Genomic DNA, 23,451 nt, shown 5'->3' on the forward strand with positions numbered 1-23,451 from the left:
GATGCGCTGCCAGCCTGTCGGATCAGACGGTCAGGCCACCCGAGACTTCGATCACCGCCCCGTTGATGTAGCTGGCTTCGTCGCTCGCCAGGAAGGCATACACGTTGGCGATGTCTTCGGGCTGACCCAGGCGGCGCAGCGGCACGTCCTGCTTCATCTGCTCGATGACCTTGGTCGGCACAGTGGCAATGATCGGCGTCTCGACGAAGCCGGGCGCCACCGCATTGACGCGGATGCCCTTGGGGCCGAGCTCGCGGCTCCAGGTCTTGGTGAAGCCGATGACGCCGAACTTCGCGGCGGCGTAGTTGGTCTGGCCGAAGTTGCCGTAGATGCCCACGACGCTCGACGCGTTCAGGATGACGCCGCTGCCTTGCACGCTCATCGGGCCGGCCACGGCCTGGGCGCAGTGGAAGACGCCGCGCAGGTTCACGTCGATGACGGCGTCGAACTGCTCGATGCTCATGTTCACCAGGCGGGCGTCGCGGGTGATGCCGGCGTTGTTGACCAGCACATCGATGCGGCCATGTTCGTTCAACACCTCGGCCACCATGGCATCCACGGCGGCGCGGTCGGTCACGTTGACGGCAAAGCCCTGCGCTGGTGCGCCCGCGGAACGGCAGGCGGCCACGGCGGCGTTCACCGCCTCGGGCTGCATGTCGCAGACGATGACGGTGGCGCCTTCACGGGCGAACTTCAGGGCAGTGGCCAGGCCGATGCCTTGGGCGGCGCCGGTGACGATGCAGATCTTCTGGTTCAGTCGCATGGTTGGAGTTGCAGAAAGTCGAGCAGGAAGGAAAACGGTTGGTCGAAATCCGACAGGGCGTGGTCGCTGCCTTCGAGCAGCAACACCTGCGCGCCCTGGCAGTGCGCGTTCATCTCGCGCCAGTCGAGCACCTCGTCGCCCTTGGCGATGACGGCGGCGCAGCGCTCGGGCGCGGTGAGGGTGGCTGGTGACAGAGCCAGCAACTCGTCGATGTAGCCGGGCTGGAAGAAAAACGCCTGGGTCGGGTCTTGCCAGGTGTGCTGCTCGCCGATGTGGCGGGCCAGGTCACGCGCGGGTTGAACGGCAGGGTTCAGCAACACGGCGCGGCAGCCCGTGCGCTGGTGCACCACGGAGGCATAAAAGCCGCCGAGCGAGCTGCCCACCACGGCCATGTTCGCCACCGGCCAATGTGCGATTCCGTTCAGTACCAGGGCCATCGCCTCGGCCGGCGACGGCGGCAGTTGCGGGCACCAGACGTGCACATCAGGGCGGTGCTGCGCCAGCCAGCGGCCCACGTGCTGCGCCTTGGTCGACAGCGGCGACGAGCGGAAACCGTGCAGGTAGAGCAGGTGGGTGACGTGCGCCTGCGGCGGCGCGACGAGCGAAGGCGAAGTAGGCGAGGAAGCTGCGGCCATGGCCGTCAGTGTAGGCGCGGCTTTGTTGGGTGGCCCGCCGGCGCGGTATGCCCCTTGCTTAGGCAAACCACCCTTGACCACTTCGCAGCACTGCGCGAAAGTAGGTCGAAGGCGTGCAGCTCGTGCACGGCGGCCCACAAGGCCCTTTTTGCCAACCCGGCCGGTCAGGATCTGATCGGCCTTCTGTTTTACGCGACATGTCCATTGCTGTTGATTTCCGGCTGCGCAGCCTGACGCTGGCCGTTTCCCTGGCATTTGCCGGCACTTGCAGCGCTGCCGGCCCCACCGGCCAGGCCGCAGCCCCGGGCGCCGCGCCCACCCCGGCCGCCTCCGCCGCTTCGGGCCCTGCCGCCAGCGCGGCCGCCAAGCCCGCAGACCCTTCCGCCCCCAAGCCCTTCGCTGACGTCATCAAGGACGCCAAGCAGCAGGACGGCTTCGTGCCGGTCTGGCGCAAGGACGACAAGGTCTGGCTTGAAGTGCCCGCCGCCTTGCTGAACCAGCCCCTGATGTTCACCGCCAACATCAGCCAGTCGGTCGGTGAGCGTGGCCTCTATGCCAGCCAGATGGGCCCGGCCTGGATGGTCGAGTTCCGCCGCGTGGGCAACAACATCCAGCTGCTGGCGCGCAACACCGAGTTCCGCCCGGGCGCCGATGCTGCGTCGCGGCAAACCGTGCAGCAGGCGTTCTCTGACAGCCTGCTGGCGTCGGCCCCGGTGGCCAGCGCGGCCCACCCGGACCGCAAGAGCGTGCTGGTCGACGCCAGCTTCCTGCTGGCTGACCTGATGGGCTACAGCACCCGTCTGGAAGCCGCCTTCCGCCTTCCCTACAACCTCGACAAGGGCAACTCCAGCTTCGAAGCCGCGCGCACCGATGCCGACATCACGGCCCTGACCACGCGCCTGCACTTCAACACCGCGCGCCTGCCTGCACCGCCGCTGGCACCGAGCCCCGTGCCCGTGCCGCCGCCGCCGCGCACCGTGCCTGATGCCCGCAGCTTCTTCGTGGGTGTGGTGTACAGCTTCGCCAAGCTGCCTGAGCAGCCAATGGCCGCCCGCCTGGCCGACCCGCGCCTGGGTCACTTCACCGAAGACTTCGTGGACTTCAGCGGTGACCTGAAGCCGAACCAGCGCGTGCATTTCGTGAAGCGCTGGCGCCTTGAAAAGAAGGACCCGGCAGCGGCGCTGTCCGAGCCCGTCAAGCCGATCACCTACTGGCTCGACCGCAACATCCCGGTGCGTTACCGCGCCGCCGTCACGGCCGGCATCACGGAGTGGAACAAGGCGTTCGAGAAGATCGGCTACAAGAATGCGGTGGTTGCCCAGCAGCAGGCTGACGACGCCGACTTCGACAACATGGACGCCAACCACGCCTCTATCCGCTGGTTCGTGGGCGCCGACGTCGGCTTCGCCATCGGCCCGTCCAAGGCCGATCCGCGCAGCGGCGAAATCATGGACGCCGACATCGGCATGAGCGATGTGTTCAGCCGTGGCGCGCGCCGCCTGATCGTGGAGGAAGGCACGGCCACCGGCCAGGCTGGAACGCAGTCCCACCACCAGCATGATGCACATTGCGACTACGCCGCCGAGGCTTCCCGCGAGATGCACTTCGCGATGGACGTGCTTGAAGCGCGCGGTGAGCTGGACCCGGAAAGCCCGGAAGCCGAAGCCTTCGTGAATGCCGTGATCAAGGACACGATCATGCACGAGGTGGGTCACACGCTCGGCCTCAAGCACAACTTCAAGGCGTCCACCACCATCACCCGCGAGCAGCTGCGTGACCAGGCCTTCACCGTGGCCAATGGCATTTCCGGCTCGGTGATGGACTACAACGCCTACAACCTGCCGCTGCGCGGCGAGAAGGCTGGCGGCACCCCCAACAACACGACGTTGGGTGCGTATGACTACTGGGCGATCGAGTACGCCTACAAGCCGCTGGCACCACAGGACGAAGCGGCAGAGCTGAAGAAGATCGCCGGCCGCAGCACCGAGCCGGCGCTGGCTTATGCCGACGACGCCGACGCCGAAGGCGGCCCGACGGGCAGCATCGACCCCCTGGCCAACCGCTTCGACCTGGGCGATGACCCGCTGGCATGGCAGCAGAAGCGCCTGCAGCTCTCGCGTGAGCTGTGGCAGCGTGTGCAGGCCCGCGGCACCAAGCTGGGCGACGACCCGCTGCGTGCCCGCCGCGTGCTGGCCAGCGGTTTCCGCCAGCTGCGCAACCTGCCCGAGATGGTGGCCAAGTACGTGGGTGGCATGGTCACCGTGCGTGACCTGCCGGGCACCACCGGCCGCGCTGCCTACCAGCCCGTGTCGAGTGCGCGCCAGCGTGAGGCGCTGGCCTTCCTGACCAGCGGTCTGTTCGCCAGCGACAGCTTCGACTTCCGCCCCGAGTTCCTGACCAGCCTGAGCCCGGATTACCTGGAGTGGGAGCGTGCCCGTCCGGTGAGCGTGCCTGATCTCGTGGTCGGCTTGCAGACCCCGGCGCTTGACCGCCTGCTGTCAGCCGGCACCGCGCAGCGTGTGCTGGAGTTGCCGAACTACCTGCCGAGCGCACAGCGCAAGGGCGTGCTGACGCTCGACGAGGTGTACGCCACGTTGCAGAAGTCGGTGTGGAGCGAGCTGGACGGTGGCCGCGAAATCTCGCCGCTGCGCCGTGCGCTGCAGCGTGAGCACCTGAAGCGCGTGCAGGCCTTGCTGGTGCGCGCTGCGCCGGGCATGCCGGCCGACGCGAGCAGCCTGCTGCGCTGGCATGCCACCCGACTGGCAGCTGACCTCAAGCGTGCTTCGGGTGCCGCCGGCCTGTCGGTGGACAGCCGCGCGCACATCGCCGAAAGCTTGTCGAGCCTGAACGAAGCCCTGCGGGCCTCGATGATCCGAAGCTGAATGATTTGATTGCGAGCGCTGGCCTGGGGTTATCAGGCTGGCTTTTCAGGCGCCGGTCCTTTTGGGGGCAGGCGCCTTTTTTGCTGTTTGAGCGTCAGCTACGCGCTGCCAGTGCCGCCAGCAGCTTGTCGTGCACGCCACCAAAGCCGCCGTTGCTCATGCACAGCACATGGTCGCCCGGGCGGGCGGCTTTCACCACCGCGGCCACCAGGCTGTCGATGTCCGGGCACACACGGGCGGCGTCGCCCATCGGGGCCAGGGCTTCGGCCGCGTCCCAGCCCAGGTTGGCGCCGTGGCAGAACGACAGGTCGGCTTCTTCCAGCGCCCATGGCAGCTGCGCCTTCATCGTGCCCAGCTTCATGGTGTTGGAGCGGGGTTCGAAGGCGGTGAGGATGCGGTCGGTGCCCACCTTGCGGCGCAGGCCGTTGACGGTGGTGTGGATGGCGGTGGGGTGGTGCGCGAAGTCGTCATAGACCTTCACGCCATTGGCTTCGCCACGCAACTCCAGCCGGCGACGCACGTTCTGGAATTCACCCAGCGCGGCCGCGGCCGCCTCAGGCGATACGCCCACATGCTCGGCCGCAGCCAGTGTGGCCAGGGCATTGAGCTGGTTGTGCTCACCGAGCAGGTGCCATTCCACCCGGGCCACCTTCATCGAGCCGCGCAGCACGTCGAAGGCGTCGGGCTCACCCCGGGCGCGCAGGCTGCCGGACTCTTCCTTGCGGCTGCCAAAGCGGCTGACTTCGCTCCAGCAACCACGGCTCAACACGCGCTGCAGGGCTTCCTCGCGCGCATTCACGACGACGCGGCCACTGGCCGGCACGGTGCGCACCAGGTGGTGGAACTGGGTTTCGATGGCGGCCAGGTCGGCAAAGATGTCGGCGTGGTCGAACTCGAGGTTGTTCAGCACCGCGGTGCGGGGCCGGTAATGCACGAACTTGCTGCGCTTGTCGAAGAACGCGGTGTCGTATTCATCGGCCTCGATGACAAACGGGCTGCCTTCACCGAGGCGCGCCGAGATGCCGAAGTTCTGCGGCACGCCGCCCACCAGGAAGCCCGGCTTCAGGCCCGCATGCTCCAGCACCCAAGCCAGCATCGAGGTGGTGGTGGTCTTGCCGTGCGTGCCGGCCACGGCCAGCACATGCCGGCCCTGCAGCACGTGTTCGGCCAGCCACTGCGGGCCGCTGGTGTAGGGCAGGCCCGCATCGAGGATGGCTTCCATCAGCGGGTTGCCGCGCGACACCACATTGCCGATCACGAACAGGTCGGGCTTGAGGCTCACCTGAGCCGGATCAAAGCCTTCGATCAGTTCGATGCCCAGCGCCCGCAGCTGATCGCTCATCGGCGGATAGACATTGGCATCGCAGCCGGTGACGGTGTGGCCGGCTTCGCGGGCCAGCGCGGCCACGCCACCCATGAAGGTGCCGCAGATGCCGAGGATATGGATGTGCATGTCGGGGTTCCGTGCCCGGGCGGTCAGCGCCCGTGGCCGTCAAGATCAGGCGGTCAGGCTTTGCATGCCGGCCCAGTCCTGGCCAGGAGCCAGGCGGACCGGATCGACGATGGTGGCAGCCTCGACGCAGAGCATGTTCTGCCAATCGGCATCGGGCATGTCGCTCAGCGCAGCAGCGCCGGCTTCACCCGGGTTCCACACCACCACGTCGTCAAAGCCGCTGGTGGCGACCTGTGTGCGTCGACCGATCTCGCGCAGCGTCAGCGTGCGTCGCACCATCTTGTAGATGCGGTCGATCGGGCCGACGAAGGTCAGCACGTCACCCCACTGCTGGCCTTGCAGGCCGTCGGGCATGTCTTCGTAGTCGCAGCCCTGCAGGCCTTCGACCTGCAGCTTCAGCAGATCGTGGCAATGGAAGTAGGTGTGCAGCGCGGCGGTGAAATCGAAGGTGGTGTCACCGGTGTTGGTGATCGCCAGTTCGATGTCGAGGTTGCGCCCGGCCAGGCTCACCGTCAGCTCCGCCTCGAAGCCGTGGGGCCAGTGGGTGCGGGTGGCCATGTCGTCGGTGAAGCGCAGCACGCCGATGGCGTGGCCCGCGCGAACCACCGATTCCACCGGCGCCCAGCTGCGGCTGCGCACCAGGCCATGGCGTGGCAGCGGGCCGCGTTCATTGAACTGCGGGAAGATGACCGGCACGCCACCGCGCACGGCGGTGCCCATGCCGAACTTGGCATCGGGCGACAGGTACAGCTGTTCCTCGCCGCCGGCGGGCACCCACGAGACCAGGTGCGCGCCGTGCAGCAGCACCGTGGCGCGGGCACCGTCGGGCGCGCGCAGGGCCAGCGCCGGTTGCCCCTGGAAGGACGTCAGGGCGATGTCGCTCATGCGGTGGTCGGTGCGTTGGCGGCTTCGATGCGCAGCACGTCGGCTGCGGCGGCCACGGTGGCGGCGATGTCGGCTTCGGTGTGCGATGCGCTGACGAAGCCCGCTTCGTACAGGGCGGGGGCCAGGTACACGCCGCGGTCGAGCATGCCGTGGAAGAAGCGGTTGAAGCGCTCCTTCTGGGTGGCCATCACGACGTTGTAGTTCTGCGGCAGGCCTTCACCGGCATGGTTGGTGAAGAAGAAGCCGAACATGCCACCTTCGCTGTCGCCGACGAACGGCACGCCAGCAGCCTTGGCCGCTTCGGTGAGACCGGACACCAGCGCCTGGGTGCGCGCGCCCAGCGCTTCATAGAAGCCGGGCTTGGTGATTTCCTTCAGCGTGGCCAGGCCGCAGGCGGTGGCCACCGGGTTGCCGCTCAGGGTGCCGGCCTGATAGACGCCGCCGAGCGGCGCAAGGTTCTGCATGATCTTGCGGCTGCTGCCGAAGGCGGCCAGCGGCATGCCGCCACCGATCACCTTGCCGAACACCGAGATGTCAGGCTGGAAGCCCGGGATGTCGCGGGCATAGACGCTCTGGGCCGAGCCCAGCGCCACGCGGAAACCGGTCATCACCTCGTCGAACACGAACAGTGCGCCGTACTGGTCGCACAGCTCGCGGATGCGCTTGACGAAGGGCACGCTGGCGCGCACGAAGTTCATGTTGCCGGCGATCGGCTCGATCATCACGCAGGCGATGTCGCCGCCCTGCGCCTTGAAGGTCTCCTCGATCTGCTCGATGTTGTTGAACTCGAGCACCAGGGTGTGCTGCACCACTTCGGGCGGCACGCCGGCGCTGGTCGGGTGGCCAAACGTGGCCAGGCCCGAGCCGGCCTTCACCAGCAGTGCGTCCGCATGGCCGTGGTAGCAGCCTTCGAACTTGATGATCTTGCTGCGGCCGGTGGCGCCGCGTGCCAGGCGGATGGCCGTCATGCCGGCTTCGGTACCGGAGCTGACCAGGCGCACCTGCTCGATGCTCGGCACGTTGCGGATGATCTCTTCCGCCAGTTCCACTTCGCGCTCGGTGGGGGCGCCGAAGCTGAAGCCTTCATGCGCGGCGCGGATGACGGCGTCGAGCACGGCCGGGTGGCCATGGCCGAGGATCATCGGGCCCCAGGAGCCGATGTAGTCGATGTAGCGCTGGCCCTCGGCGTCCCACATGTAGGGGCCTTGAGCGCGGGCGATGAAGCGCGGGGTGCCGCCGACGGCGCGGAAGGCGCGCACCGGGGAATTCACGCCACCGGGAATGGACAGCTGGGCGCGTTCGAAAAGGGCTTGATTAGTGGACACGGCGCGAGGCTCCGGGAGGCAGGGGGTCGTCATGGTCAGGGGACAGTTCGGGCTCGCCTTCCAGCGGCATGTCGCCTTCTTCGGGCGGCACCGCCCAGAAGAAGCGATCGGGCACGACATTGCCCATGCCGGGTCGGAACCCGGCGTCCAGGCTCTGGTCGAGGAATTGCAGCGCCTCGCCGACAGCGGCCTGGATTTCACTGCCGACCGCCAGCAGCGAGGCCAGCGCCGCCGACAGCGTGTCGCCCGCGCCGACGAAGGAGACTTCGAACAGCTCGAACTTCTCGCCGGTGAGTGCGCCCTGGGCCGAAGCCAGCACGTTGTCGATGAACTGGCCGGCGCCCTTGATCGGCAGCATCACGCCCGTCACCAGCACATAGCTGGCGCCGTGCTCGGCCGCGGCCACCGCCAGCTCACGCGGTGAGGCCGGGCGCTCGGCGTCCCATTCGGGCAGCAGGAAATCGGTGAGTGTCTTGTGGTTGCCGACCAGCACCTCGCAGGCCGGCAGGATCAGTTCGCGGAAGGCGTCGACATAGGCCTGCTGCTCGTCCTCGTCCATCCAGGACAGGTTGGGCAGGTAGGCCACCATCGGCACTTCGGCGTAATCGGACAGCACCTCGGCCACTGCGCTGACGTTCTCGGCCGAGCCCAGGAAGCCGACCTTGAAGCCGCCGATGGTGACGTCTTCCAGGATGCTGCGGGCCTGCTCCACCACCGGGTCACTCTCGATCACGTGCTGATCGAACACCTCGGCGGTGTCGCGCATGACGATCGTGGTAACAACGGGTAACGCATGCGCGCCCATCGCGGCGATGGTGGCGATGTCGCCGCCCAGCCCGGTGGCGCCGCTGGGATCGCTGGCGTTGAAGCTCATCACGCAGGCCGGTGCAGGAATCTCCTGCATGGGGTCCGGCACGGCGCCGTCGTCGGGTTGGGTGAGAGTGGTCATGGGGGCCTGGCTTGAGGGGGAGTTCAGGAGGGGCGAACGGGCCGGCCTGGGACTTGGGTCATTCTCGAAACTGTGTTGTGTATGTGCCGACAAACCCTTGGCTTTTGCAGAGGGGCCGTCGCTATACTCTGAGCCGATTGTAGTGATCTGGCATCGAACCCGTGAGCGAAAACCGAACCTGGATGTGCCTCATCTGTGGATGGATCTATGACGAGGCCGCTGGCGACCCCGAGCATGGCATTCCACCCGGCACCGCATGGGCTGATGTGCCCATGAACTGGACCTGCCCTGAATGTGCAGCCCGCAAGGAAGATTTCGAGATGGTTCAGATTTGAAGCCCGCGCGAAGCATGACGCGGGCTCGCCAGTCACTTGAGGACGTGCAACGTTGTGGGAGCGCAGTGTGACCGCTGATGGTCTGAAGCAAGTGTCGGCATCGCCGACCCGGGTGTTGGTCATTGATGACAGCAACACCATCCGCCGCAGTGCGGAGATTTTCCTGCGCCAGGGTGGCTACGAGGTGGTGCTGGCCGAAGACGGCTTCGACGCCCTCGCCAAGGTCAACGACCACGATCCCCAGATCATCTTCTGCGACATCCTCATGCCGCGGCTTGATGGTTACCAGACCTGCGCCATCATCAAGCGCAACCCGCGCTTCGCCGATGTGCCCGTGGTGATGCTGTCGTCCAAGGACGGCGTCTTCGACAAGGCCCGGGGCCGGATGGTCGGCTCCGACGACTACCTCACCAAGCCGTTCACCAAGGACCAGCTCCTGAAGGCTGTGGCGCAGTTCTGCGCCACCTCCGCCTGAGTCCCTGCGCGCCCGCGGCTGTCGCGGCTGCGCACATCTGGTTTTGATCTGACCCGAAGGGGTTTCTCATGTCCTCCATCCACAACATCCTGCTCGTTGACGATTCCAAGACGGAATTGCATGTCCTGACCGAAATGCTGACCAAGCGCGGCTTTGCCGTGCGCACCGCCGAAAGCGGTGAAGAGGCGCTGCGCCGCCTGGCCGAGCTCAAGCCCGACCTGATCCTGATGGACGTGGTGATGCCCGGCACGAATGGCTTCCAGCTGACCCGCACCATCACCCGTGATCCGCGTTACGCGGGCGTGCCGGTGATCATGTGCACCAGCAAGAATCAGGAAACCGACCGCGTCTGGGGCATGCGCCAGGGCGCGAAGGACTACGTCGTCAAGCCGGTGTCCGCTGAAGACCTGATGGCCAAGATCGCTGCCCTCGGCTGATTCGAAAGGGCAGCCGACATGGCCAACAAAGAAGCACTGCGCGAATTGCAGACCCGCCTGGCGACGCGCTTGCAGGCGGCTCGTGAGCAGCCGCGCGACGCCGGTTGGCTGGCCGTGGAGTGTGGCTCAGCAGGTTTGCTGCTGCCCCTCGGGCAGGCCGGTGAAATCCAGGCGGTGAAAGACCTCACCCCGGTGCCGCATTCGGCCGCCTGGCTGGCTGGCGTGGCCAATGTGCGTGGCCAGCTCGACGCCGTGATTGACCTGGCTGTGTTCCTGCGACTGCGTGCCGCTGCGGCGCCGCGCCCGGGTGCGCAGCTGGTGGTGTTGAACACGTCGCTGCGCGTGAACGCCGCCTTGATGATTGACCGACTGGCTGGCTTGCGTGACACGAGCCAGCTCACCCGGATGCCTGACGATGGTCTGCCTCGGCCGGCCTACGCCAAGCAAGCCTGGCGCGATGAGCGCGGACGCCGTTGGGACGAGCTTGATCTGGCTCGTCTGGTGTCGGATCCCCTGTTTCTGGATTTGGCGGCGTGATCCCTGCCGTCCATCGATGCCGTGACCAACGGCAGCCCTGAGAGGAAGAAATGAGTCTGCTCGATCAGTTCAAGAACAAGTTCGGCGGCCCGGCAGATGAGCCGGCGCAAGCCACTTCGGTCGCATCCGATGCCACCGCCACCGAAGCCAAGTCGGACGACCCTGAAGTGGACTTGCTGCTCAGCGAGATCGACCAGCGCCTGGCTTCCCAGAGCGAGGGCGAGCCCAGTGCCGTCCACCTCGACGCCCAGGACCTGACGACCGCCGCAGCGCCGCTGGACGCCCTGGACGATCGTCAGCTGGATGACGGTGATGCCAACCACGCGGCCCTGTCGCGCCTGGCTGAGCCTTCCACGTTTGGCGAAGAATCCACCGGCCTGCCGCTGATCGGCAAGCGCCCGGTGCTGCTGCAGCAGCGTCTGCTGGTGGGCCTGCTCGGTGGCGGTGCTGCCGTGTTCCTGCTGACCGGCTTCCTCGCGCTGAACGCAGGCAGCAAGCAGGCCGGCCAGCTGACCGCGACCGGTCAGGCGCTGATGCAGTCGCAACGTCTGGCGAAGTCGGTATCGCAGGCCTTGATCGGCAGCCCCGCAGCCTTCCCGGAAGTGCGCGAGAGCGGCGAAGTGCTGGCGCGCAACCTGCGCGGTCTGGCCACCGGCAACGACCAGCTGTCGGCCGTGCCTGCTTCGGTGCAAGACCCGCTGGAGCCGCTGCTGCCCCTGGTCGACCGCGCTGAAAAGAACGCCGGCATCGTGCTGGCCCAGCAGACCACGCTGACCCAGGTCGGTCAGGCCCTGCGCCTGATCAACCGCCAGTCGTCGGACCTGCTGGAAACCGCTGAAACCGTGTCGTCGCTCAAGCTGCAGACCGGTGCCTCGCCGGCTGAGCTGTCGGCGGTGGGTCAGCTCGTGATGCTGACGCAGCGTATCGGCAAGAGCGCCAACGAATTCCTGACGCTGGAAGGCGTGAGCCCCGAGGCCGTGTTCCTGCTGGGCAAGGACTTGAACTCGTTCCGCGAAATCGCTGACGGCCTGCTCAAGGGCAATGCCGAGCTGCGCCTGCCCGGCACGAAGGACCCGCAGACCCGCGAGCGTCTGGAGCAGCTGATCGGCCAGTACGAACAGACCCGCAACCAGGCCAGCGCCATTCTGGGCAATCTGCAAGGTCTGGTGTCTGCGCGTGAAGCCCAGTCGGCCATCGTGGCTGACTCGGAACCGCTGCGCAAGGGCCTGGAAACCGTGCAGAGCGCGCTGGAAGGCGAGGGCGGCCTGACGCTGCCCTACGTCATCGCCTTGCTGCTGGGTGCCTTGGCCATCGTGGCCGGTGGTGCCGGCTTCCTGCGCCTGTATGTGCGCAACCAGGCGCTGCGTGCACAGCAGGCTGAAGGCCAGCGTCTGGCGGCTGAAGAGCAGGAGCGTGACGCCAAGCGCGTGAATGACGCCAACCAGGCCGCCATTCTGCGATTGATGAATGAGCTGCAGTCGGTCGCTGAAGGTGACTTGACACAACAGGCGACGGTGACGGAAGACATCACCGGCGCCATCGCCGACTCGGTGAACTACACGGTGGAAGAGCTGCGTTCGCTGGTGGCCCAGGTGCAGGGCACGGCTGAGCGGGTGACCTCGACCACGCAGCAGGTGGAATCCACGTCCACCGAACTGCTGGCAGCGTCTTCCGAGCAGCTGCGCGAGATTCGCGAAACCGGTGAGTCGGTGCTGCAGATGGCGAGCCGAATCAACGAGGTGTCGGCACAAGCCCAGCAGACCGCCGAGGTGGCACGTCAATCGCTGACGGCTGCATCGACGGGTCGTCAGGCCGTGGCCGACACGATCGACGGCATGAACGCGCTGCGCGAGCAGATCCAGGAAACGTCGAAGCGAATCAAGCGACTGGGTGAATCGTCCCAGGAGATTGGCGAAATCACCGAGCTGATTTCCGACATTACCGAACAGACCAACGTGCTGGCCCTGAACGCCGCCATCCAGGCGGCCTCGGCAGGTGAAGCAGGCCGAGGCTTCTCGGTGGTGGCGGAAGAAGTGCAGCGACTGGCTGAACGCTCCGGCGATGCAACCCGTCAGATCGCGGCCCTGGTGAAGACCATTCAGACCGACACCCAGGACGCCGTGGCCGCCATGGAAAACTCCACGCAGGGTGTGGTGCAGAACGCCACGCTGTCTGACGCGGCAGGTACTGCGCTGAACGACATTGACCGTGTGACGCGCGACCTGTCGAACCTGATTGAAGAGATTTCGGCTGAAGCACGCCGCGAGGCGGTCTCCGCCAACGTGGTGGCTGCCAACATCCAGCACATTTTTGCGGTGACCGAACAGACCGGAGAGGGCACGCGCTCGACGGCCCAGATGGTGCATGACCTGTCGCGTACGGCTGACGAGTTGCGCCAGTCGGTTGAACGGTTCAAGATCGTCTGACCTCAGCGCTGTTCACGCTCCACTGAAACCTCTTTCCGGCATCACCATGGACCAAGACCGCGACCACGAAGGGCCGGGAGATCTGAGCGCATTGGCTTGGGTAAACGACGAGCTGCGCCGCACGCTCGAAACGGCGCACAAGTCCTTGCGCCGCCAGCTGCGCGAGAGCGACTCCCGCCCGCTGGATTTCGAAGGTGGGGCGCCGACGGCCTTGTTGCAGGCCCGGCACCTGATTCACCAGGGTGTTGGTGCCCTGGACATGATCGGTCTGCCGGCAGCCGCGCGCTTCCTGCGGGCCAGCGAGCAGACGGTGCAGCGGCTCTCCAACGGCACGTTGGCGGTCGACCACGACGTGGTCGCCACGCTGGAGCGTGCGTCGTTCGCCTTGCTGGATTACCTGCGCCGCATGCTGGCCGGCCAGCCCGTGCCTGCGCTGGCGCTGTTCCCGCAATACCGTGACGTGCTGGCGCTGGCGGGCGCCGAGCGCGTGCACCCGGCCGACCTGTGGGACGCGCCTCCGGTGCGTCATGCCGGCGCCGCCGTGACGGGCAGCCGCGTGGCCGTCGTGGCGGATACCCGCGTGCGTGGCTCCATCGAGCGCAAGCTGCTCGACTATTTCCGTACCGGCAGCCCGGCCGCGGCGGGTGTCATGGGCGAACGCTTCCACACGCTGGCGCAAGCCACCGCGGGCGAGCTGACCTTGCCTTGGCAACTCGCGGCCGCGTTTTTTGAAGCCCAGGCCCAGGGCCTGCTGGCAACCGATCTGTACACCAAGCGCATGGCCTCGCGCCTGCTGGCCCTGCTGCGTGCGGCCGAGCGCGGCCAGACCGAGTGCCCGGAGCGCCTGCTGCAAGACCTGCTGTTCTACTGCGCCCGCGCCCGACGTGACGACGACGTGGCGCCGCGCCTGGGCAAGGTCTGGGACGAGCATGGTCTGCAGGCTGCTCATGCGGTCGACGTCAATGCCGCTTCGCTGGGCCGTTTTGATCCGGCTTTGCTGCCGGTGGCGCGACGCCGTGTGGGTGCGCTGAAAGACACCTGGTCGGCGCTGACCGCCGGCGAATACGGAGCCCAGACCGGCCTGAACGAACAAGCCGCGCTGGTCGCCGATTCGGTTCGCCAGCTCTACAGCAGTGGCCAGACACTGGCCACCTCGCTGACGGCGGCCGTGGCTTCGTGCGGCGACGCCGCTCCGAGCGCGCCGCTGGCCATGGAAGTGGCCACCTGCCTGCTGTGCATTGACGCCTCGCTCGACGAGATCGATCTAGAGCAGCCCGACATGCAACGCCGCATCGTCCGGCTGGCCCAGCGCCTGGATGTGGTGGCCGCGGGCCGTCCGTCCGAGCCTGTCGAGCCGTGGGTGGAAGCGCTGTACCGCGATGTGTCTGACCGCCAGGCCATGGGCAGCGTGGTGCAGGAGCTGCGCTCTTCGCTGGCCGAAGTTGAAGCGCAGATGGACCGCTTCAGCCGCAACCCTGAAGAACATGAATTGCTGATCCCGGTGCCGGGGCAGCTGTCCGCGATGCGCGGTGTGATGTCGGTGCTGGGCCTGGACCAGGCCACGCAAGCCCTGGCCCGCATGCGCGAAGACGTCGACGCCGCGATGACGGCACCCGACCAGGCACAGGCCCTGGCGGGCCGCCTGGCCGACAACGTCGGTGCCCTGTCCTTCCTGATCGACATGCTGGGCGTGCAGCCGCAGCTGGCCAAGTCGCTCTTCCAGTTTGATGCCGCCACCGGCCGTTTCGCCGCAGTGATGGGCCGCGCCCGCACGGCCACGGCGGCCGATGCCGCTGATGCACAGCTGGCCGAGCAAGTGGCCGGCCTGATGCAGACCGCCACCGACGAAGATATTTCCTCGGCCGATCTGAGCCGCACGCTGGAAGACCTGAGCCACCAGGCGATGGCGGCTGATCTGCCCTCGCTGGCGGAAACCGCGGCGCAGGCGCGCCGCGCCATCGAGGCCGCTGACAACGACGACGAGCGCGAAATGGCCCGCGCCGATGCCACGCAGGCCCTGAACGACTTTGCCGACGCCGCGCGGCCGGCACCGCCGCCAGACAGCGCCCATGCGCCGCTGGACGATGACGCAGACATGCGCGAGATCTTCTTTGAGGAAGCGCGCGAAGTGTTTGGCCAGGCCGCCGAGGCCGTGCAGGCCCTGCAGGCCGATGACAGCGACCTGGGTGCGCTGACGGCCGTGCGCCGCGCCTTCCACACGCTCAAGGGCAGCTCCCGCATGGTCGGGCTCAAGGCCTTTGGTGAAGGCGCGTGGGCATGCGAGCAGCTCTTCAATGCCCGTCTGGCAGATGCCCAGGCGCGTGCCGATGCGCCGACGCGCGAGTTCACGGCTGAGGCCCTGGCCACGATGGCCGGTTGGGTGGACGCACTGGAAGTGGACGCTGATGCGGCCATTCGCCCGGATGACTTGATGGCGCGCGCCGATGCGCTGCGCAAGGCGCCGGTGTTCGCACTGGAGTCGGAGTCGCAGCCGGAGTTGCCGCCTGAGCTGGACGTGGTGCCCGAGGTGCCAGCCGCTGAGTCCGTCCTGGATCTGGACGTCGCAGGTTTTGCCTTGCCGGCGTTGACCGAGGGCCTCGAGGTCCAGGACAACATCGAAACCGCTGACCTCGACGCATCCGCGTTCGAGGCGGTGCCGGGCCGCTTGTCGGCGCTCGATCTGCCATCGCTGGACTTGCCGTCGCTGGATCTTGGCGAGGCTGCTGCCGGTGAAGCGCTGGAAGCCTCCGCTGTTGAATCGGTGGACGCCGTTGAGGAACAGCCGGTGGAAGCGGTTGCGGAAGCACCGACCGCCGAAGCTGCCGCCGCACCCGCTGAGTCTGTCACCGAAGCCGCTTTGCCGGTGCTCGATGCGCTGCCGACCGAGGCCGCGGACGAGGTGGCTGAGCCCGACGCGCTGGCTGCGGAGGCCTCCAATGAGGCCAGCGACTGGGCCCCCACCACCGAGGTGGTGCCGCCTGAATTGCGCGCGCCGCAGATCGACGTTGAACTCGACCTGGACGTGGACCCCGTGGCTGAAATCCCGGAAGGCATGTCGCCCGATGAGGTCGATGCCGAGCGGTACAAGGTGGTGGGTCCGCTGCGGATTTCCATTGCCCTGTTCAACATCTATCTGAACGAAGCCGACGAGCAGTCGCGACGCCTGTGTGTCGAGCTGTCCGAGTGGCAGCTGGAGCTGGACCGTCCGGTGAGCGAGACCGCGCTGGCCCTCGCACACTCGCTGGCGGGCAACTCGGCCGCTGTCGGCTACACGGCACTCTCCGGCCTGGCCCGTCGGCTGGAGCATGCGCTGGAGCGCTCACGCGGCCGGGGTGTTGGTGAGCCTGCCGAAGCGCAGTTGTTCCTTGACGCCGCTGACGAGATCCGCCGCCTGCTGCACCAGTTCGCCGCCGGGTTCCTCAAGGCGGTACCGGAAGAGTTGACGGCCCGCTTCGACGAGCACGAAGCGCAGGAGTCGCAGCAGGTCAGCCACCCTGCGGCGCTGACGCTGGTCAGCAACCACGCCGTGGAACCGGAAGCCCTGCAAGCCGATGACCTGCCGGCCGAAGGCGATGAGCAGGTGCTGTCGTCTGAAGAAGCCGGCAGCGACGACTTGCCGTCCGAGCACGCCGAGATGCAGGCCACCCAGCTGGGCGGCCTGAGTTACTCCGCGCTGACCGAGGAGGCGCCGGTGGTTGCCGCGCCGCAGCTGCGCCGCAATGTGGCGTCGCTGGAAGGCCTGGGTGACGACATCGACGTCGCTGACGCGATCGACCCTGAGCTGTTTGAGTTCTTCAAGGAAGAAGGCCAGGAGCTCTTGCCGACGCTGGCCGAACACCTGCGTCTGTGGGAGCAGACCCCGGCCGACATGGGCTCGGGCGTGATGGTGATGCGTGCCTTGCACACGCTCAAGGGCGGTGCCCGTCTGGCCGGCGCGATGCGCCTCGGCGAGATGGCTCACCGACTTGAAACGGCGGTCGAGCAGGTGGCCAGCCGTGGCCACGCCGACGCCGTGTTGCTGGCCCGCCTGCAAGCGGGCGCCGACACGCTGGTGGATGAATTTGATCGCCTGCGCCGCGGTGAAGCGGTGCAGGACGGCAGCTCGGCAGCGCCTGATGCGCTGGCTGCACTTGGTCAGGTGCTGAGCCAGTCCGCACCTTTGGCCAGCGATGTGATGCCGGCATTGGCGGCCATTCCGGCCGCCTTGGTCACCGCCGCCGACGCCCATGTGGCCGCGCCTGCCGAGGCAGCCTCGGCGCCGCAAGCCGCCGTTGCCACCGCCGCTGTGGCGCCCGGCACCGTGGTCGATCGGACCCCGCTGGACTGGTCCCTGCTGGTGGGCGATGGCTCGACGGCTGCCACGGCTGCGCCGGCCTTCACGCAGGATGCCGGCAGCGGCGCCAGCGTGCGGGTGCGTGGCACCCTGCTCGATCGCCTGGTCAGCCACGCCGGCGAGGTGGGCATTGCCCGCGCTCGAATCGGCAGCGAACTCGGCCAGATGCAGCTGGGCCTGCGCGACCTGACGGACAACCTGGAGCGTCTGCGCCGCCAGCTGCGTGACCTGGAGCTGCAGGCTGAAACGCAGATGGCCACGCGCCTCGAAGCTGCGCGGCAGTCCCAGCAGGCGTTCGATCCGCTCGAAATGGACCGCTTCACCCGCGTGCAGGAGTTGACCCGCATGCTGGCCGAATCGGTCAATGACGTGGGCACCGTGCAGCGCGGTCTGGCGCAGACGCTGCAGGCCTCGGAAGACCAGCTGGCCGTGCAGACCCGTCTGACCCGCGACCTGCAGGACGACCTGCTGCGCGCCCGGATGGTGGAGTTCGATACTCTGTCCGATCGCCTGTACCGCGTGGTGCGCCAGTCCGCCAAGGACAGTGGCAAGCAGGTTCGCCTGAACCTGAGTGGCGGCAGCATCGAACTCGACCGAAGCGTGCTGGACCGCATGGCACCGGCCTTCGAGCACCTGCTGCGCAACGCCGTGGCCCACGGCATCGAAGCCCCGGGCCTGCGCGAAGCCACCGGCAAGGACGCTGCCGGCACCATCGACGTCTTGCTGCAGCAAAGCGGCAACGAAGTGCAGATCGAGGTGCGTGACGATGGCGGTGGCCTCGATCTGTCGCGCATCGCCGAGCGTGCCCGTCAGATGGGCCTGCTGGACGACGACGCTCGTCCGACCGAAGCCGATCTGGCGGGTCTGATCTTCACGCCGGGCTTCTCGACCGCCGACAAGGTGACCGAGCTGGCCGGCCGTGGCGTGGGCATGGACGTTGTGCGTGCTGAAGTGACCGGCATGGGCGGTCGCATCGAGACCGCCAGCGGCAGTGGCCGCGGCACCTCGTTCAAGATGGTGCTGCCGCTGACCACCGCCGTGACGCAGGTCGTGCCGGTGATGTGCGGCACGCAGATGACGGCGCTGCCGTCGACCCTGATCGAGCTGGTGCGTCGCGTGCCGGTGGCCGAGGTCGACCAGGCTTACCGCACCGGCGCGCTTCGCCATGGCGACCGCGACATCCCGTTCTTCTGGCTGGGCAGCCTGCTGCAGCAGGGTCTGCGGGGTGCCGTCGAAGGCCGCACCGCACAGGTCCTGATCGTGCGAAGCGCGGCGCAGTACGTGGCCGTGCACGTGGGTCAGGTGCTGGGCAACCAGGAAGTGGTTGTGAAGAACCTGGGCCCGCAGCTGTCGCGCCTGCCAGGCCTGGCCGGCATGTCGCTGATGCCTTCCGGCCAGACCGTGCTGATCTACAACCCGGTGGCACTGGCGGCCGTGTACGGCCAGGCCGTGCGCGACCAGCTGCTGGCCCAGCTGGCCAGTGGCTTGCCCGAACTGCCGACGGATGCACAGGAGGCGACGGCCCCGGCCGAAGCGGTGGCGCCGCTGGTGATGGTGGTCGACGATTCCCTGACGGTGCGTCGCGTGACCCAGCGCCTGCTGGTGCGCGAAGGCTACCGGGTGGTGCTGGCGAAGGACGGTCTGGATGCGCTGGATCGTCTGAGCGACGAGCGCCCGGCCGTGATGTTGTGCGACATCGAAATGCCCCGCATGGACGGCTTCGACCTGGTGCGCAACCTGCGCAACGACCCGCGTCTGGCCGACCTGCCGGTGGTGATGATCACGTCGCGCATCGCGCAGAAGCACCGTGATCACGCGACCGAGCTCGGTGTTCAGCATTACCTCGGCAAGCCGTACGACGAAGACCAGCTGTTGATGCTGGTCCGCGACTATGCAGGCGCCCCAGTCGCCGTTTGACATCCTGGACGGTGTCGCAGCCCTGACCGGGCTGCGCGACCGCGACCTGCTCGACCAGCAACTGGTGGCCGTGCTGGCCCGCTGGCTGGCGGTTGATCAGGCGCATCTGCACCGGCTGTCTGGTGACGAGGCTGATCTGCGCTGGCTGACCACCTTCCGGCAGACCACGGCAGGGCAGACGCCCGACGCCGTGCCCTTGTGGATGGACTGGCGTGCCTTGCCCACCCAGGGCGATCGGCCTGACTGGGCCCGCTGCGCCAGCGTGGCCGAGCCGCATTACGCCCAGCACCCGTCCCCGGCCCTGCTGCTGCCATTGCCCGGCGACCACGCGCCTCAGGGCGTGCTCGAGCTGTGCGGAGCCCCCGCACTCGATGCCCAGACGCTGGAGCAGTTGATGAAGTTCATGCGGGTCTGGCGCCATGTGCAGGGCCTGATCGACTACAGCGAGCGTGATTCGCTCACCGGCTTGTTCAACCGCAAGAGCTTCGACGAATCGTTTTACAAGGCCTCGGCGCTGCCCAAGGCCAGTGATGATGACGGCACCGAGCGGCGACAGGACACCCACACAGGCGGCTGGTGGCTGGCGTTGCTCGACATTGACCATTTCAAGAGCGTGAACGACCGCTTCGGGCACCTCATCGGGGACGAAGTGCTGCTGTTGCTCTCGCGCGTGATGCGCCAGTGCTTCCGCTTCTATGACCAGCTTTACCGTTTTGGCGGCGAAGAGTTCGTGGTGCTGCTGCGCTGCCCGGAGGAGGTGGGCGCCATGTCGGCCCTGCAACGCTTACGCGAGGCCGTGCGCCAATTCCCGTTTCCGCAGGTGCAGCAGCTGACCGTGAGCATCGGCTTCACCGATGTGCGCCCGGGTGACACGCCTTCGGCCGCGGTGGAGCGGGCCGACAAGGCGGTGTATTTCGCCAAGCGCAATGGCCGCGACCAGGTGCGCCACCACGCCACGCTGCTGCGCGACGGCGACCTGGAAGAAGACAAGCCCGACAGCGACGTCGAGCTGTTCTGAGGGCTTTGCCGCCCGCTCAGGCGCCGGCCTTGCCCTCACGCGCAGCTGCAAAGCGCGCCAGCGTCAACTGCCGGGCGGCGTCGTGGTCCACCACCGGCTCGGGGTAGTCGATGCCCAGCTTGACCGAGGCTTCCACCAGCTCCAGCGGCTTGGCCAGCCACGGCGCGTGGATGGCCTTGCGGCCCAGCCCGGCCAGTTGCGGCAGGTAGCGTCTGATGAACTTGCCATCAGGATCAAAGCGCTCGCTCTGCGTGACGGGGTTGAAGATCCGGAAGTAGGGTTGCGCGTCACAACCCGTGGAGGCTGCCCACTGCCAGCCGCCGTTGTTGGCGGCCAGGTCAAAGTCATTGAGGTGCAGCGCGAACCAGGCTTCGCCGCGGCGCCAGTCAATGCCCAGGTCCTTGGTCAGGAAGCTGGCGCTGATCATGCGCAGGCGGTTGTGCATGTAGCCGGTCTTCAGCAGCTGCAGCATCGCGGCATCGACCAGCGGATAGCCGGTGCGGCCCTCGCACCAGGCGGCGAACAGCGCATCGCCATGCTTGCCGTGCTCCCACTTCACGGCGTCGTACTCGGGCTTGAACGAATGCCCGACGACGCGCGGATGGTGGTGCAGGATCTGGTGATAAAAATCGCGCCAGATCAGCTCCGACAGCCAGACCTCGGCCCCACGCGAGCCGCCCTGCGAGCGATGCAAGGCCTCCCGTGCCAAGGTGCGGATGGACACCGTGCCGAACCGCAGGTGCGTGCTGAGGTAGCTCGGGCCCTTCACGGCCGGGAAGTTGCGCGCGTCCTCATAGAGGTCAATGCGGTGCAGGAAATCATCCAGCAATTCACGAGCGCCGGTGCTGCCGGTGGGCAACTTCAGGGTGTGCAGATCAGAAGGCTCGAACCCGATGTCTGAGAGCGCTGGCACGCCGGGTTGTCCGACCCGCGCGGGCCAGCCTGCGAGCGCCGAGGCGTGACGAGCGACCGGCCATGCGCGCAGATAAAACTCGTTGACCTTGCGCAGCCAGGCGTTCTTGTAGGGCGTGAACACGCTGTACGACGTGCCGCCACCGGTCATCACTTCATCGCGCTCGAACACGACGTGGTCTTTGGTGGTGTAGAGCGACACGCCGGCCTCAGACAAGGCGCCACGCACCTGCGCATCACGCGAAACGGCGTCCGGTTCGTCGTCGTGGTTGGCAAACACGGCCTGCACGCCCAGCTGCCGGGCCAGCGCCGGGATCTCACGGGTGGCCCAGCCGTGGCGGACGATCAGGTGCACGTTCTCCCGGCCATGCGATTGGCCCAGGGCGGTGAGCTGTGCGTCCAGATCCACCAGGCTGTCCCGGATGAACTCGACCCGGCGATCCTTGCGCGGCAGGGCGTCCAGAATCGCCGAGTCGAAGACGAACACGCACCACACCTGACGGGCGGCGCGGCAGGCGGCATACAGGGCGGCATGGTCATCCGCGCGCAGATCGCGCCGGAACCAGACCAGCGCGGCATCGATGGAAGCTTGCATGGGTGCGCAGTGTCTTACGAATCGGCCGTTCTTGCCTGGCGCGCCTGCCGCCCCCCTGAAATAGAATGGGTGCATGGCATCGGACGGCATCAATCTCACCCATCAATTCCTGATCGCGATGCCCGGCATGGCCGATGAACAATTCACCGGCGCCGTGGTTTATCTCTGCGAACACAACGACAAGGGTGCACTCGGCTTGGTCATCAACCGGCCCAGCGACATCACCCTGAAGGACTTGTTCGACAAGATCGACCTGCCGCTGGCCAGTGAGCAGCTCGGCCGCCAGCCCGTGTTTCTGGGCGGCCCGGTCCAGCCGGAGCGTGGTTTCGTGCTGCATGAGCGACCCGACGACGACGCTGCGGCCTACCACTCGACCCTGAACGTGCCCGGTGGTCTGTCGATGACCACCAGCAAGGATGTGCTCGAAGCCCTGGCCGAGGGCAGCGGCCCGCGCCGGGTGCTGGTGACGCTGGGTTACAGCGGCTGGTCGGCCGGGCAACTCGAGGACGAGATCGGCCGCAACGGCTGGCTGACGGTGGATGCGCAGCCCGAAGTCATCTTCGACACGCCGATCGAGCAGCGTTACCAGCGGGCGGTGGCCCTGCTCGGGTTCGACCCGCGCATGCTCTCGCAAGAGGCGGGGCACGCATGAGCGTGGCCAGCCCAATTGCCCCGGGTCTGTCCAGTTCCGCCACCCTGCTGGCCTTTGATTTTGGTACCCGCCGCGTGGGCGTGGCCACCGGCAACGTGCTGATGCGCCGCGGCCAGGGCCTGCGCACCATCGCGGCCGAGGGCGATGCGCGCTTTGCCGCGATCGACGCGCTGATCAAGGAATGGCAGCCCGAGGCCCTGGTCATCGGCGTGCCCTGGTACCCCGACGGCGCACCACACGACAATACGCGCCGCGCGCAGCGCTTCGGCCGCCAGTTGCACGGGCGATTCCGCCTGACGGTGCATGAGGTGGACGAGCGCTACACCACCACCGAAGCCATCGCGTCGGGCGCCCAAGACGCCGACGCGGCCTCGGCCGTGCTGATCCTCGAACAATTTTTCCGCGAGCACTTCACATGAGTACCTTGACCCTCGACGCGCAAGCGCTGTACCAGGAGCTGCTGAACGGCGTGCGGCCGCTGCTCAAGCCCGAGACCTCGCTGGTCGGTGTGTGGTCGGGCGGCGCCTGGCTGGCCGAGCGGCTGCAGGCTGATCTGAAACTGCCGGGCGCTGCGGGCGTGATCTCCAGCACGCTGCACCGCGACGACTTCGGTTCACGCGGCCTGGCCGCCACGGCCGATCCGACCAGCCTGCCGTTTTCCATCGACGGCCGCCACATCCTGCTGGTGGACGACGTGCTGTTCACGGGCCGCACGATCCGCGCCGTCATCAACGAGTTGTATGACTACGGCCGCCCGGCCAGCGTGACGCTGGCGGTGCTGGTTGACCGCGGTGGCCGCGAGCTGCCGATCCAGGCCTCGTTTGCCGCTGCCCGCGTGGCGCTGCCCGCCCAACAACGCCTGTCGCTGGCCCGGGCCGCCGACGGCGCCCTGACTTTCACCCTGACCGAGGAGCACTGACGT

The 23,451-nt window shown here is 67.3% G+C and carries 18 protein-coding genes; 11 read left to right on the plus strand and 7 right to left on the minus strand.

The window, feature by feature from the left end; genetic code table 11:
• Window positions 1-22: 22 nt before the first annotated feature.
• Window positions 23-763 (minus strand): 3-oxoacyl-[acyl-carrier-protein] reductase, encoded by a 741-nt coding sequence (fabG, locus tag AACH00_RS01170; RefSeq protein WP_341397105.1) that lies wholly within the window; start codon window positions 761-763, stop codon window positions 23-25.
• A complete protein-coding gene (locus AACH00_RS01175) occupies window positions 754-1,398 on the minus strand; it encodes a YqiA/YcfP family alpha/beta fold hydrolase (protein WP_341397106.1) in 645 nt (214 codons plus the stop codon). The genes fabG and AACH00_RS01175 overlap by 10 nt, the downstream gene beginning before the upstream one ends.
• A 197-nt stretch (window positions 1,399-1,595) precedes the next feature.
• On the opposite strand from AACH00_RS01175, the gene AACH00_RS01180 reads away from it, so the two are divergent.
• Window positions 1,596-4,280 (plus strand): zinc-dependent metalloprotease, encoded by a 2,685-nt coding sequence (locus AACH00_RS01180; protein WP_341397107.1) that lies wholly within the window; start codon window positions 1,596-1,598, stop codon window positions 4,278-4,280.
• Between the two features lie 94 nt (window positions 4,281-4,374).
• On the opposite strand, the gene mpl is transcribed toward AACH00_RS01180, so the two are convergent.
• From mpl to thiD, 4 genes are read right to left on the minus strand one after another with little or no spacing between them, the layout of a single operon-like run.
• Window positions 4,375-5,733 (minus strand): UDP-N-acetylmuramate:L-alanyl-gamma-D-glutamyl-meso-diaminopimelate ligase, encoded by a 1,359-nt coding sequence (mpl, locus tag AACH00_RS01185; protein WP_341397108.1) that lies wholly within the window; start codon window positions 5,731-5,733, stop codon window positions 4,375-4,377.
• Window positions 5,734-5,778: 45 nt separating this feature from the next.
• Window positions 5,779-6,618: a D-hexose-6-phosphate mutarotase gene (locus AACH00_RS01190; protein WP_341397109.1), complete on the minus strand. Its 840-nt coding sequence runs from the start codon at window positions 6,616-6,618 to the stop codon at window positions 5,779-5,781.
• Window positions 6,615-7,976 carry a glutamate-1-semialdehyde 2,1-aminomutase gene (gene hemL, locus AACH00_RS01195; protein ID WP_341397110.1) on the minus strand — a complete coding sequence of 454 codons (1,362 nt, stop codon included), beginning with the start codon at window positions 7,974-7,976 and terminating at the stop codon, window positions 6,615-6,617. Before hemL ends, AACH00_RS01190 begins: the two co-directional genes overlap by 4 nt.
• Entirely contained in the window at window positions 7,933-8,892 is a 960-nt protein-coding gene (gene thiD, locus AACH00_RS01200) for a bifunctional hydroxymethylpyrimidine kinase/phosphomethylpyrimidine kinase (protein WP_341397111.1), read from the minus strand. Before thiD ends, hemL begins: the two co-directional genes overlap by 44 nt.
• 182 nt (window positions 8,893-9,074) lie before the next feature.
• On the opposite strand from thiD, the gene AACH00_RS01205 reads away from it, so the two are divergent.
• The 7 genes from AACH00_RS01205 (at window position 9,075) to AACH00_RS01235 (ending at window position 20,370) form a co-directional block, all read left to right on the plus strand.
• Window positions 9,075-9,227 carry a rubredoxin gene (locus AACH00_RS01205; RefSeq protein WP_341397462.1) on the plus strand — a complete coding sequence of 51 codons (153 nt, stop codon included), beginning with the start codon at window positions 9,075-9,077 and terminating at the stop codon, window positions 9,225-9,227.
• Window positions 9,228-9,294: 67 nt separating this feature from the next.
• Entirely contained in the window at window positions 9,295-9,702 is a 408-nt protein-coding gene (locus AACH00_RS01210) for a response regulator (RefSeq protein WP_423221874.1), read from the plus strand.
• Window positions 9,703-9,770: 68 nt separating this feature from the next.
• Window positions 9,771-10,139, plus strand: coding sequence for a response regulator (locus tag AACH00_RS01215; protein ID WP_341397112.1), 369 nt, complete (start codon window positions 9,771-9,773; stop codon window positions 10,137-10,139).
• Between the two features lie 18 nt (window positions 10,140-10,157).
• Window positions 10,158-10,676 carry a chemotaxis protein CheW gene (locus AACH00_RS01220; RefSeq protein WP_341397113.1) on the plus strand — a complete coding sequence of 173 codons (519 nt, stop codon included), beginning with the start codon at window positions 10,158-10,160 and terminating at the stop codon, window positions 10,674-10,676.
• 50 nt (window positions 10,677-10,726) lie between these two features.
• Complete coding sequence (locus AACH00_RS01225; protein WP_341397114.1) at window positions 10,727-13,102, plus strand: methyl-accepting chemotaxis protein; 2,376 nt, start codon at window positions 10,727-10,729, stop codon at window positions 13,100-13,102.
• A 46-nt stretch (window positions 13,103-13,148) separates the two neighbouring features.
• Window positions 13,149-19,352: a hybrid sensor histidine kinase/response regulator gene (locus tag AACH00_RS01230; RefSeq protein ID WP_341397115.1), complete on the plus strand. Its 6,204-nt coding sequence runs from the start codon at window positions 13,149-13,151 to the stop codon at window positions 19,350-19,352.
• On the plus strand, window positions 19,327-20,370 hold the full coding sequence (locus tag AACH00_RS01235; RefSeq protein WP_341397116.1) for a GGDEF domain-containing protein: 1,044 nt from the start codon (window positions 19,327-19,329) through the stop codon (window positions 20,368-20,370). Before AACH00_RS01230 ends, AACH00_RS01235 begins: the two co-directional genes overlap by 26 nt.
• A gap of 16 nt (window positions 20,371-20,386) precedes the next feature.
• On the opposite strand, the gene AACH00_RS01240 is transcribed toward AACH00_RS01235, so the two are convergent.
• Window positions 20,387-21,877: a cryptochrome/photolyase family protein gene (locus tag AACH00_RS01240; protein WP_341397117.1), complete on the minus strand. Its 1,491-nt coding sequence runs from the start codon at window positions 21,875-21,877 to the stop codon at window positions 20,387-20,389.
• Between the two features lie 73 nt (window positions 21,878-21,950).
• Between AACH00_RS01240 and AACH00_RS01245 the strand changes: the two genes are divergently transcribed.
• From AACH00_RS01245 to pyrR, 3 genes are read left to right on the plus strand one after another with little or no spacing between them, the layout of a single operon-like run.
• A complete protein-coding gene (locus tag AACH00_RS01245; RefSeq protein ID WP_341397118.1) occupies window positions 21,951-22,529 on the plus strand; it encodes a YqgE/AlgH family protein in 579 nt (192 codons plus the stop codon).
• The gene (gene ruvX / locus AACH00_RS01250; RefSeq protein WP_341397119.1) at window positions 22,526-22,948 is read left to right on the plus strand and encodes a Holliday junction resolvase RuvX; all 423 of its coding nucleotides are present in this window, start codon (window positions 22,526-22,528) and stop codon (window positions 22,946-22,948) included. The genes AACH00_RS01245 and ruvX overlap by 4 nt, the downstream gene beginning before the upstream one ends.
• Entirely contained in the window at window positions 22,945-23,448 is a 504-nt protein-coding gene (gene pyrR / locus AACH00_RS01255) for a bifunctional pyr operon transcriptional regulator/uracil phosphoribosyltransferase PyrR (RefSeq protein ID WP_341397120.1), read from the plus strand. Before ruvX ends, pyrR begins: the two co-directional genes overlap by 4 nt.
• Window positions 23,449-23,451: the final 3 nt, after the last annotated feature.

The organism is Ideonella margarita (assembly GCF_038066635.1).
Taxonomy (GTDB): domain Bacteria; phylum Pseudomonadota; class Gammaproteobacteria; order Burkholderiales; family Burkholderiaceae_C; genus Ideonella; species Ideonella margarita.